This is a genomic window from Leptotrichia sp. OH3620_COT-345 (assembly GCF_003932895.1).
In the GTDB taxonomy this organism is placed as follows: domain Bacteria; phylum Fusobacteriota; class Fusobacteriia; order Fusobacteriales; family Leptotrichiaceae; genus Pseudoleptotrichia.
On record NZ_RQYW01000002.1, the window covers coordinates 52595 to 65093 of the forward strand.

Genomic DNA, 12499 nt, shown 5'->3' on the forward strand with positions numbered 1-12499 from the left:
TGATATTCTTTAATTATCTTTTTAAACTTATGATCTCAGCTTCGGATTCAACGCATCGTTCAGTGCATCTCCCACTATATTAAATGCCAGTGTTATCAAAGAGATAACAACAGCAGGTATTATAAAGAGATACGGATATGAATCCATATTTGTAAATCCATCAAATACTAGATTTCCTAATGAAGCCTGCGGTATAGGTACTCCAAGTCCGATAAAACTCAAAAACGCCTCTGTAAATATAATATTAGGTATATCAGTTGTCAACCTTATAATTATTACACTTAATGTATTCGGTATAAGATGTTTTAAAGTAATCCAGAAAAAGTTTCCTCCCAATGATTTTGAAGCTAAAACAAATTCACTTTCCTTTATTTTTAAAACTTCTCCTCTTACAAGTAAAGAATAACCGACCCATCTTGTCAGGGACATTGCTATAATAATAGTCTTAACACTATTCCCCATTACTACCATTAATAATATTATATAAATCATTGAAGGTATAATCATAATAATTTCAACTATTCTTGTCATTACACTGTCTACAATTCCTCCGAAATAAGCGGATACAGCTCCATAAACAGTTCCGAAAACAACACAGATTATTGCTGTTATTATTGACAGTTGCATTGATATTCTTATTCCTTGAGAAAGTCTCGCAAAAAGATCCCTCCCAAGGTTATCTGTCCCCAGATAGTGACCTGTCGCTATTCCTTTCATAGGACTTAAAAATTTTATTGATAAATCCTGTGCCCTGTATGAATACTTTGTCAACATCTGTCCGAATACTGCCAGAAACAGAAATATTCCCATTATCCCTAAAAATGTCAATGCAAGTTTATTTTTCTTGAATCTTCTCCATCCGTCCTGCCAGAAAGTCAAACTCGGTTTATAAATTACTTCACTTTGAGCCGTATCAGGTCCGATAATTTCAAAATCGTCACCCACAGGTAAATACTCTTCCATATTTTCAGTTACTTTATCCGTCATTTACGCTTCATCTCCTTTCCCGAGCTTGATTTTCGGATCAACCATTGCATATACTATATCCATAATTATCATCATTCCTATTAAAAATGCAGCATAAAACACAGTTACTCCAAGAACCATAGTATAATCCCTGTCATTTATACTTTGAATATAATATTTCCCCAGCCCCGGAATTGTAAATGCCTTTTCTATTACAAATGAACCCGTCAATACTGCTGCAATAGTAGGTCCCATTATTGTAACTATAGGCAAAATGGCATTTCTTAAAGCATGTTTCCAGACTATATTACGAGGCTTGACCCCTTTGGCTATAGCGAGCCTTATATAATCCTGTCCCATAACTTCTATCATTTTATCTCTTAAAAGTCTTGCTATCAATGCGACTGTATAAAGTCCCAAAGCTATGACAGGCAATATTTTCTTTTCAGGCTTATCCCATCCTGACAACAGTATTCTTACAAAAGGTAAATTAAACTTATCAATAAGAATTCTATTATGCACATCTACAAAGTATTTTTGCATAAGTCCTGCAAGGACAAAACTCGGGACGGATATCCCTATGACCGCTATTACCATAGCAATCTTATCCTGATATTTCCCCCTATTCAATGCTGCAATTACTCCCAGCGGTAATCCTAAACATAATGCAAATATTATTGATCTCATTCCCAAATCAGCAGATACCGGAAAACTTTGGGCTATAGCTTCATTTACAGTTCTTCCTCTGATTTTCATTGATAATCCTAAGTCTCCTTTGGCAACACTTTTCAGATATTCCACATATTGAACTCCCAAAGGTTTATCCAGATGATATTTTGCCATTAAATTTTCTTTAATTTTCGGAGGGATTGCCTTTTCACTTTGAAACGGATCTCCCGGTAACAAATGCAAAAGAAAAAATGTGATTGTTATTACAAGCCATAATGTCACAAGTCCCATTGCTATTCTGTTTACCAAAAATTTTAAAACGTTTTTCATTTTTCTTCCTTTCCCTGTTTATTTTATATATATTATTATATTACAATTCATTTTACTTTTGCAAGTTATTCTATCCTTATCCCCTCATATATTTTTCTTATTGTTATATATATAAATATAATTTTTCAATATTTTCGTTGTTTTCCTGTCATTTTCAGCGATCAAATCATAATTATTTATTGTAATATACTGTTAAATTATGTATAATGAAATCAGATAAACCAATTAAACTTAAATGGAAAGGAGATGTATGAATTTAATCCGTTCATACACAAATATTATGAATTTTAACGATTACAAATATGAAAGAGTTGAAATTGAACCTGTAAAAAAACAGTTTCATGAACTGATTGAAAAATTTAAAAATTCTTCTACAGTTGATGGGCAGTGTAAATATATGAATGAAATTATTTCTCTTAGAAACCATATAGATACTATGACTACCCTTGTTTCAATCAGACACAGCATTGATACTACAGATAAGTTTTATGACGAGGAAAATGAATACTGCGATGAAATAAATCCTATTTTATTCGGTTTTGTAACGGATTTCTACAAGGCACTTACAACATCAAAATTCAGAGCCGAACTTGAAAAAAAATACGGAAAATTTCTGTTCAATTTGGCTGAATGTTCATTAAAAACCTTCAATGAAAACATTATTCCTGATTTACAGGAGGAAAACAAACTGTCAAGTAAATATGACAAGTTAATTGCAAGTGCAAAAATTTTATTTGACGGAGAAGAAAGAAACCTTTCTCAAATGGTTCCTTATACTCAATCCAAAGACAGAAATATAAGAAAAAATGCAGCTAAAAAAGTTGCCGAATTTTTTGCCGAAAACAGAGATGAATTTGACAATATATACGATTCTCTCGTAAAGGTAAGAACTGAAATCGCTAAAAAACTCGGATTTAAAAACTTTGTGGAATTGGCATATGCAAGACTTTCGAGACTTGAGTACAATCCTGAGATGGTTGCTTCATATCGTAAACAAGTTTATGATAATATTGTTCCTCTCCATTCGGAATTAAGAAACAGACAAGCTAAAAGACTCGGACTTGATAAGCTGAATTTCTATGACGAACCGATAAAATTCAACTCAGGAAATGCCAACCCTCACGGCGAACCCGAATGGATTTTAAATCATGGAAAAACCATGTATCACGAACTTTCTAAAGAAACTGACGAATTTTTCACTTTTATGACTGAAAATAATCTCCTTGATCTTCTTTCAAAAAAAGGAAAAATGAGCGGAGGATATTGCACATATATACCTAATTACAAATCACCGTTTATATTTGCAAACTTTAATGGAACGGCACATGATGTGGATGTGCTTACTCATGAGGCGGGACATGCTTTCCAAGTTTACGAGAGCAGAAAATATGAAATTCCTGAATACTTATGGCCAAGTTATGAAGCTTGTGAAATACATTCAATGAGCATGGAATTTCTTACATGGCCATGGATGAATTTATTTTTTGAAAATGATACCGACAAGTACAAATTTATCCATCTTTCTGAAGCCCTCCTATTTATACCATACGGAGTTACAGTGGACGAATTTCAGCATTGGGTATATGAAAATCCTGAAGTTACTCCTGAAGAAAGAAGAAAAAAATGGATTGAAACAGAAAAAAAATATCTACCTACAAGAAATTACGGAGAAATTGAAGAACTGAAAGAAGGTATATTCTGGTTCAGACAAGGACACATTTTTGGAAGTCCGTTTTACTACATTGATTATACACTTGCACAAGTGTGTGCTTTCCAGTTTTGGATTAAATCAAGAGAAAATAGGGAAAAAGCATGGGAAAAATATTTGCATTTGTGTAGACTGGGCGGAAGTAAACCTTTCCTTGAATTACTTAAAGAAGTTGACTTAAAAAATCCTTTCATTGATGGAACTATAGCTTCAATTATTCCCGAAATAAGAAAATTTCTTGACAATATTGATGATATGAAATTATAAAAAATTTTTAGAAAAATTTTAAATATCAAGAAAAATTTCGACATTCAAATTATTTCGGAGAAAAAATGTAGGAATTAAACATAAAAAAATCTTTATTTAAGTGGAGCAGTGTTCACAACTTTTTAGCGATTAAAATATTTCCGAATAGAAAATAATCCAAGTTAGATAGTTTTTTGATACGACTTTTAAAAAACCCTGTAAGGCCTTAATTATTAAAGCTTTATAGGGTTTTTCTTTCCATTAATTAAAAAATTTACTCCGTTACTTTACAAACTATATCTTTTGATTTTGCAGAAGCTTTATAAACAGCTTCATCACCTTTCATATGTATTGACAATCCTTTAGAATCTTTATACAATTCTCCGCTTCCCGAAACTGCCCTTTTTAGCTGATGAGTCCCTGTTCCGTTAGTTAATGCAACTTCCTCACCGCCAGCCATACTTTCAACCATTACTGTAATCTTCCCACAAGTATATGTCTTTTTCATACTTTCTGTCATTTTATTCTCAGTCATTTCCATTTTATCGGTACTACTTTCAGATGTCATAGTATCGCTCATCTTATTCTCAGACATCATATTATCAGAAGATGTAACTGTTGTTGTAATATCTTTTTCCATTGCTACTGACTTCCCATTTCCACCTGATGAGCAACTTACTGCCAGTATTGCAGAAAATAATCCCGCCATAATCTTTTTACTCATTTTCAATAAAATCACCTCTTTTCTAAGTTTTTTATTACAAATAATTTATACCCTTTTTTTCTTTTATCTATTTTTGTATTTTCATATAGATTATATAAACTTATCTTATAAAAAAATTAGTCTTAAAGAGGTAAAAATACTTTTAAAATATTAATTTTATCTTATTTTTAAAAAACTTCTTTATATAAAATCCTGCTTCGATCATAAATATCATAAATTACTAAAGTTATTTTTCCCGGAACAGGATTAATTCCCCTTATTTTACTTGCAACTTTTGTTCCTATGACTTTTATTTCACTTGAAATTATATGTTCCCTCGGATATAAAATGACATCAATACCTTTGGCATAAGTAGCTGCTTCAATTTTCAATATTTTGCTATGTTCCTTTTTTATCTGTTCTAAAACATCATAATATTCTTTTACTATTGAATCTACGGTTACTACAACTCCACTTGCCTCATCAGCTTTGACAAACAGTGTGTAAGTAATTCCGTTTTTTTCAGCTTCGATTTCTTTCACTTCTTCTTCCATAGTCTTGTCAGTTGTGTTTCTTATGTCCGATTTTGGAGTATACCCTTCTTTTTTCACATAGTTTAAAATTGCTTTTTCCTCGTTAAACTTACCTTCTATTTCAACTTTCGGCAGCACTTTTATAACTGTCTTCTTTACTGCATAACCTGACACTGAAAATAACAGCAATAACGAAACTATTATCTTTTTCCTCATCTCCGTATCTCCTTATAAATACACTGCATATTTGCAGTATTGTATTTAATTCCCGTTATTTCACTTCACTTTCTTTTACAGACTGTATATTTAAAGTTCTTCCATCTTTGGAAACAGGAATTTTCACCGTTCCTTTTTTCACTTTTTCTTCCAGTTTTTTTAATAAAGGATTTTTAAAATTATAATTTATAATTGTCCAATTTTTATCAAGTTTAGGTGTTACTTTTCTGTTTTTTTCCTCAGTAATATATTTTATTATTAAGTCTCTCATTCTTCCGTTATCCTGCATTTCCAAATAAGAATCATAATATTTATCTTTATCGGTTACTAATTTTAAAGTGGAAAGAGTCCCGTATCTATAATTGTTTACCGCCAACTTATAAATTTTATTTTTATCAATCGGCTGTCCGTTTATTTTCACATCTACTATTCTTTGTCCTTCAGGTTTTGTTATATCTATTTTGTAGTTTACCCCTGAAAACATATCATAGTTATATCCCCTTACATTTTCATTGAAACTTATTGTTAAATCTCCCGGTTTCAACTGATTATAGTATTTTGCCGACCATTCCATATATTTCAGAAGATTTTCTCCTGATATATTCACTCCTATAAGAGTATTTGTAAATTTGTAAATAAATGCTACATCTTTTCTTTTAAACAGACCTTTTTTCAAATTCGATCCGAAATTAAATATTGCGGCAGCTGAAACATCAGCTTTTGCATAATGTTTCTGAACTTCATTAATTAACTGGATTATAGGTGTTTCCATAAGCATTGCTGTAGGCATTGTGGTAATTTTATCTTCTCCTGTTATAAAATCCGGTCTTGCTATAAATGTCTCAGTTACTTCTCCCACAGTTTCATTAGCATATTCTTTCGATTTTTTATCTACATATGAATATTTTGTTTTTATTTCTTCATCTTCAGGAACATTTTTAGAAGAAATATTTTCAGTTATTACTGTTTTTTTCTTTGTTGCAGTATTATAAGTTACCGTTCCTTTGGCAAGATACGCTCCATAAGCTCCCGGTTCTATTACTTTTACATTTCCCACCTCAGTATTATACACCGCATGCTCATGTCCTCCAAAAATTATATCAAACTGAGGAAATTTCTTGGCAAGTTCGAGAATACCGTCACCGCCTTTTTCATCTTCTCTCCCTAAATGAAAAGAACCGACAAGTACATCATACTTTCCTTCCAATTTTTTAAGAATATCTTTCAGAGATTCTTCTCCTGATAAAAATTTCAGACCTTCAAAATGCTCAGGAGTAGATGCTTCCCATGTGGGAATATGCGGCACAAGAAATCCTACTATAGCGACTCTCACTCCTTCTATGTTTTTGATTATATAAGGTTTTACAAAATGTTTTCCATTATCAGTTCTTACTACGTTAGCTGCAAGAACATCCCCCTTAAATGCCTTTATATTTTTTTCCAGAAAAGATTTTTCAAAATTAAATTCATGATTTCCCAATACAAAAACATCAAATTTCAAATCATTTATAGTTCTTATTAACGGATGAACTTTTTCGTTGTTGAAAAGCTCGGCACTGTTATCCTGCAACAAATCTCCATTATCTATTAAAATTACATTTTTATTTTCTTTTCTTTGCTGTTTTATAAGAGTAGCTATTCTTGTAAGACCATTATCACTTTTCTGCTCATCAACCGCATAATCATATGAAAAAAGTCTTCCGTGAATATCAGATGTTTCTAAAAATACAATTTTTACTTCTTTGGCAAATAAAGACATTGCCATCATTAAAAATAAACTTATCAGCCTCTTTTTCATTTTACTTTACCTTCTTTCTTCAATTTTTTATACTTTTCCCTTCCTTCTTCTATTGTAAATTCTCTACTGTATTTGATTTTATTCAATTCATCTTTTATATAAAAAATTTCTTCCAAATCAATACCGTAATCATTCGCTATTGCAGCAATATAATAAAAAATATCAAAAAGTTCCTCTTCAATAGTCCCTTTTATATTATTTCCGGTGTATCTGATATTTTTTCTTATATTTTCCGCAAGTTCTCCAAATTCTTCAATTAACTTTAATATAAGTCGTTGCCCATTCTCTTTTTTTCCATTGAGGTTTCTTTCGTCTCTTTTTTCTTCTTTCAGACTTCCCTGTTCTATATGTTTTATCAAAAATTGAAATTCTTTTATTGTCATATTTTCAGTTTTATCTTTACCTGACAAATTTTCCACCTCCTTATAACATTAACCGAGCCGCTTTTTTTGAGAGCGGCACGATTTCTTTTATATATTTTCGGATTAATATTTAAAAATTACATTTGCTGAATCAGGTTTTTCCAATTCTCCTTTTTCTTTCAGATATTCAATAAATGCAGTTTCCACTCCTAAGAATGTATTTACTCCCGGTCTTTCACTATTTACTTTTCCGAATGTGGCATATCCGTCTTTTCCTGCTGCTATATATGAGTTTGTTCCTACATTATACATTTTTTTCATATCAATAGGAATCCATTTATTTGTTTTTGCATCAAATACTTCAACTTTCTTAACTCTTGTACCGAGACTTCCTTCCTTAGATGCTTCATATCTTATTCCCGCTCCATAAGGGAATGCTCCTGAAGATCCTCCTTCAAAAACAAAGTTCAATGCATCTTCTATAACCTGTTTTATTTCAGCTCCCGACATTTTCAATATGTAAATTGTATTTGAAGTAAACGGTAATAATGTGTAAACATTATCGTAAGAAAATTCTCCCGGATCCAAAGTGATTCTTACTCCTCCCGAATTAAGTATAACAAGATCAATATCTCCTGTCCCCATATTTTTAAGTTTATGTAAAACTGATTCTGAAACAAGTCTTGTAGCCATAGAACCGTGAGGGTTTTTATCATTCGGAATTCTGTTAGCAGAACCTCCCGGTATTTCTCCCTTAATTTTCCCTACTGTTTTTTTACCTAATTCATTTTTTTCCGCTTTATATTTTTCCAACACTTTTTTAGAATTGGCTTCTTCTTTTACGAACTTTATATCTTTACGGCTTTTTACATATTTTATAACATCTTCCTTTTCTTTTCCTTCAAGTTTATATACTTCACCTTTTTCATTTTTTCTTTCAAATATTTCATCTCCGAGCATTATTGTAGGATTAGCTTCCATTTTTATAATTACACCTTTTTCGTCAAACCCGACTTTCAGATTTCCTACAAGATACGAATAACTCCATGCTTCCGCAACGTATACAGGTTCTCCTGCAGGAGAAATAACTTTTTTAGGATATTCGGCAACCGGATTTAATCCGTATTCCTTAAATCCTTCCCCTAATAAATAATGAGTATCCCCTGTAATTATAATATCTACTCCTGACACTTTCTGAGCTATTTCAAGATTTTTTTCGTATCCTGCGTGAGATAAAAATATAATTTTGTTAATTCCTTTTGCTTCCAGTTCTTTTACAACTTTTTCAGCGGTTTCAACTTCATCAAAAAACTTGATATCTTTTCCCGGACTTGAAGACTGTACCGTTTTTCCTACTACATCAAGGCCTACTATTGCAACATCTTGTCCGCCTATTCTTTTTATTATATACGGTTTCCATTTTCCTTCAAGAATACTTCCCTTATCAGGAACTACATTTGCTGAAACTACGGGTATTTTCAATTCATCGAGAAAATCTTTCAGTACTTTGTTTCCATCGTCAAATTCGTGATTTCCCAATGAAAATAAGTCGAATTTCCCCGCATTCATTAATGCCGCATCTGCTTTCCCTTTAAATAAAGTATAATAAAGTGTCCCTGACAGAGCATCTCCTGCATGAAGTACCAGATTATTTTTACCGTTTTTCATGAGATCCGATATCCTCTGATTCATTCTCGGAAATCCTCCAACACGGACAGTAGTTTTTTTACCGTCCAGAACAAGATCCATCTTTTCTTCTTCTAAATGAGAGTGATGGTCATTTACATGTATAATATTTATTTCCAGTCCTCTCCCTTTTGAAGTGACTGCTTTTTTAGCCGGTTTTGCTAAAGCCGTCATACTTATAGCTATAGTAGCCAATATAAGTAGTTTTTTCATGATTCCTCCTTAAATTTTAATTATGTAATGACTCTTATGTCATTATTTTTCATTAAAGTATACCCCGATTTTGAAAAAAAGCCAGAAAAATTTTATTTATATTTATTTAAGACCTTTTCATGAATTTTTCATACAGTATATAAAAAAGGTTACCTCAAATGAGAACATTTAATGTCCTATATTCGGTCGTTACTCCTTATTATTATAATTTCTATCTGCAATAATAAGATTTTTATTAAATAAAAACCGTTTTTATATTTTGAGATAACCGTTTATTCATTTATTTACAACCACATCCGGAAGATTTTTTTTCAGAAATTGCAACTACTCCCGGAAGTTCTTTTCCTTCAAGATATTCAAGAGAAGCTCCTCCACCTGTAGAAATATGTGAAAATTTTTCAGCATATCCCAATTGAATTGCCGCTGCCGCCGAATCTCCTCCACCGATTATTGTTTTAGCCTCTTTTAATTCAGCTATTGCTTCACATACACCGATAGTCCCTTTAGCAAAATTGGACATTTCAAATACACCCATAGGTCCGTTCCATACTACTGTTTTAGCACCTCTTAATTTATCTTCAAATAATTTTATAGATTCAACACCTATATCAAGACCCATCCATCCGTCTTCTATATTATCCACGGAAACTGTTTTAAATTCAGTATCATTTTTAAATTCTTTAGCTACAACGGTATCTATAGGTAGCACAAGTTCCACACCTTTTTCTTTTGCCTTTTCAATTAATGATTTTGCAAGCTCCACTTTATCTTCTTCAAGTAATGAAGCTCCTGTATTTTTACCTAATGCTTTAAGGAATGTAAACATCATTCCTCCTCCGATAATTACTTTATCGGCTTTATCAAGTAAGTTTTCAATAACTCCTATTTTATCAGAAACCTTTGCACCTCCTAAAATAGCAACAAAAGGTCTCACCGGATTATCAACAGCTCCTCCGATAAATTCTATCTCTTTTTGCATCAGAAATCCTGCTGCGGATTCAGCAATATTTGAAGAAATTCCGACATTCGATGCATGTGCTCTATGTGCAGTTCCAAATGCATCATTTACAAAAACATCTCCTAATGAAGCCCAGTACTTTCCTAACTCAGCATCATTTTTAGATTCTTTTTTCCCGTCCAAATCTTCATATCTTGTATTTTCAAACATTAAAATTTCCCCATCTTTTAATTCATTAATTGCAGTTTCCAAAGCTTCCCCTCTTGTTTCCGGAACAAATTTCACTATTTTACCCAATACTTCTTCCAATCTTTTAGCAACAGGAGCTAAAGTAGTTTTTGCTTTATCTTCCTCAGCTTTAACTCTTCCAAGGTGAGAAAATGCTATTACTTTCCCTCCATTATCCAGAATATAGTTTAATGTAGGCAAAGCCGCTTTTATTCTGTTATCGTCAGTAATAACACCTTCCTTGATAGGTACGTTGAAATCAACTCTTACTAATACTTTTTTCCCTTTTACATCTAAATCTTTTAATGTCTTTTTAGCCATTGCTTCCTCCTAAAATTAAATTATTTTTTTCTCTATTTAATTAGCATTATAGCATTGTTTGAGTGTATTTTCAAGAGATATTTCAATATATAAAACAAAGTTCCGGTAAAATACTGAATATATATTTTCCGTTTTTACAGTTTCATTTTTATCTGTACTTTTCCAAGGAAACTTTTATTTCAGTGTAATATAAACATTTTTTATTTTTTGTACACTAATAAAAAATCTTGCCGGATTTATAAAAATTATCTGGTTGAGATAAACATATGATTTAATAAATTAAAACAATTTCTTAGTATACTATGATCAATATTTTCAAAACTGTCTTTTTCTAACTATAAACAATATTTAAAAAATACCATATTCAACTAATTTTATAAAAAATAAAAACATATAAAATTTATAATTTGACTTATTTTTCCTCTTATGATAAAATTTTTCAAAAAATAATCGAAATCGGAATATGTAAAATTTAAAAATTATCATCTTTTTCAATTTTTAAAATAATTTGTTATTTAATATTTCACTATTATTTCCAATCTATTTTACTATAATTTCCCCATAGTTTTATTTATTATAAATTATATTTTAAATTATAATAAAAGAAAAAGACCTTTCAGTCCTTCTCCAATTTTTTTAATATTACTTTCCATAAGTTTTTTCTCATTCATCCCTGACGGCAAATTTATTTTTCTATTAGTTGCTTAAAAAATCTCAGTAAGTCTGATTGTATTTTCTAATTCTTGACATAAATCTCTTCCTTTGAATTTAACTCTATACAGCCCAAAATTTTGGTCTTGTATGATCCCGTATCAATACAGCATACATCATTTACATAATATCTTATTTTCCCGTCATTACTAGGAGTATGCCCGAAATAAATAGCCTTTCCCGTTTTATTTCCTGTCCAGAAGTCATCTCTGCTCCAAACTAAAAATCTATGTTCCTGTTTTTGAATGTTTTTTGTAGTATCATAAGCCGCATGAACAAATATATTTTTATCCCCTTCTATTATTAACGGTAAATTTTCCAGCCAATTTACAAACCATTCTACACTTTTTATTTTCCCCATTTTTTCCCATTCTTCAGAAGTCATACCGGAATTGTTAAAAAAAGAAATATCGGTTTCTTCTCCCCCATTGTGATACCATAATCCATTATCTCCCGATTTCAATGCTTTATTCAGCATATCTTCATGATTCCCTAAAATGTGCTTTATGTTATATCCCTCTTCTGACAGATTTTTATATTTTTTATACAACTCATATGATTGAGGACCTCTGTCACAGCTGTCCCCAAGTATAATGAGCAAATCATTTTTTGTGGGTCTTATTTTACCCCATAATTTCTGAAATAAAGAATAATGTCCGTGTATATCTGAAGTTATAAAAATTCTATCGTAATCTTCTTCATGAATTTTTTCTATTTTGATACTGTTTCGGAATAAAGTTCCATTAGATAATTTTGATTTTTTAACCATTTTGAATTTTGACAGTAATTTTTTTATTTTATCTGACATTTATTTATCTCCTTTCCGAGAATATCGTACTTCTTATATTTTC

At 31.1% G+C, this 12499-nt stretch carries 10 protein-coding genes; 1 reads left to right on the forward strand and 9 read right to left on the reverse strand.

Going from position 1 to position 12499, the window contains the following annotated elements; all coding sequences use genetic code 11:
* Window positions 1-27: 27 nt before the first annotated feature.
* A complete protein-coding gene (locus EII29_RS01460) occupies window positions 28-987 on the reverse strand; it encodes an ABC transporter permease (RefSeq protein WP_125235773.1) in 960 nt (319 codons plus the stop codon).
* Window positions 988-1965 (reverse strand): ABC transporter permease, encoded by a 978-nt coding sequence (locus EII29_RS01465; protein ID WP_125235774.1) that lies wholly within the window; start codon window positions 1963-1965, stop codon window positions 988-990.
* Window positions 1966-2245: 280 nt separating this feature from the next.
* Between EII29_RS01465 and EII29_RS01470 the strand changes: the two genes are divergently transcribed.
* Window positions 2246-3940 carry a M3 family oligoendopeptidase gene (locus tag EII29_RS01470; RefSeq protein ID WP_125235926.1) on the forward strand — a complete coding sequence of 565 codons (1695 nt, stop codon included), beginning with the start codon at window positions 2246-2248 and terminating at the stop codon, window positions 3938-3940.
* A gap of 253 nt (window positions 3941-4193) precedes the next feature.
* Here the strand turns inward: EII29_RS01470 and EII29_RS01475 are convergent, their stop codons facing one another.
* From EII29_RS01475 to EII29_RS01505, 7 genes are all read right to left on the reverse strand, one after another.
* Window positions 4194-4643, reverse strand: a complete 450-nt coding sequence (locus EII29_RS01475) for an MliC family protein (RefSeq protein WP_125235775.1) — start codon at window positions 4641-4643, stop codon at window positions 4194-4196.
* 167 nt (window positions 4644-4810) lie between these two features.
* Window positions 4811-5371: a hypothetical protein gene (locus tag EII29_RS01480; protein ID WP_125235776.1), complete on the reverse strand. Its 561-nt coding sequence runs from the start codon at window positions 5369-5371 to the stop codon at window positions 4811-4813.
* 55 nt (window positions 5372-5426) lie between these two features.
* On the reverse strand, window positions 5427-7169 hold the full coding sequence (locus EII29_RS01485) for a bifunctional UDP-sugar hydrolase/5'-nucleotidase (protein ID WP_125235777.1): 1743 nt from the start codon (window positions 7167-7169) through the stop codon (window positions 5427-5429).
* Window positions 7166-7579 carry a MazG nucleotide pyrophosphohydrolase domain-containing protein gene (locus EII29_RS01490; protein ID WP_233573220.1) on the reverse strand — a complete coding sequence of 138 codons (414 nt, stop codon included), beginning with the start codon at window positions 7577-7579 and terminating at the stop codon, window positions 7166-7168. The genes EII29_RS01485 and EII29_RS01490 overlap by 4 nt, the downstream gene beginning before the upstream one ends.
* 75 nt (window positions 7580-7654) lie before the next feature.
* Entirely contained in the window at window positions 7655-9430 is a 1776-nt protein-coding gene (gene nadN / locus EII29_RS01495; protein ID WP_125235778.1) for an NAD nucleotidase, read from the reverse strand.
* A 280-nt stretch (window positions 9431-9710) separates the two neighbouring features.
* Window positions 9711-10937 carry a phosphoglycerate kinase gene (gene pgk, locus EII29_RS01500; protein ID WP_125235779.1) on the reverse strand — a complete coding sequence of 409 codons (1227 nt, stop codon included), beginning with the start codon at window positions 10935-10937 and terminating at the stop codon, window positions 9711-9713.
* Window positions 10938-11673: 736 nt separating this feature from the next.
* The gene (locus EII29_RS01505) at window positions 11674-12456 is read right to left on the reverse strand and encodes a metallophosphoesterase (RefSeq protein ID WP_125235780.1); all 783 of its coding nucleotides are present in this window, start codon (window positions 12454-12456) and stop codon (window positions 11674-11676) included.
* Between the last annotated feature and the right edge of the window lie 43 nt (window positions 12457-12499).

Coding starts and splice junctions, on each gene's coding strand:
- EII29_RS01460 (WP_125235773.1), bottom strand. CDS start 987: ATGACGGATAAAGTAACTGAAAATATGGAAGAGTATTTACCTGTGGGT.
- EII29_RS01465 (WP_125235774.1), bottom strand. CDS start 1,965: ATGAAAAACGTTTTAAAATTTTTGGTAAACAGAATAGCAATGGGACTT.
- EII29_RS01470 (WP_125235926.1), top strand. CDS start 2,246: ATGAATTTTAACGATTACAAATATGAAAGAGTTGAAATTGAACCTGTA.
- EII29_RS01475 (WP_125235775.1), bottom strand. CDS start 4,643: ATGAGTAAAAAGATTATGGCGGGATTATTTTCTGCAATACTGGCAGTA.
- EII29_RS01480 (WP_125235776.1), bottom strand. CDS start 5,371: ATGAGGAAAAAGATAATAGTTTCGTTATTGCTGTTATTTTCAGTGTCA.
- EII29_RS01485 (WP_125235777.1), bottom strand. CDS start 7,169: ATGAAAAAGAGGCTGATAAGTTTATTTTTAATGATGGCAATGTCTTTA.
- nadN (WP_125235778.1), bottom strand. CDS start 9,430: ATGAAAAAACTACTTATATTGGCTACTATAGCTATAAGTATGACGGCT.
- pgk (WP_125235779.1), bottom strand. CDS start 10,937: ATGGCTAAAAAGACATTAAAAGATTTAGATGTAAAAGGGAAAAAAGTA.
- EII29_RS01505 (WP_125235780.1), bottom strand. CDS start 12,456: ATGTCAGATAAAATAAAAAAATTACTGTCAAAATTCAAAATGGTTAAA.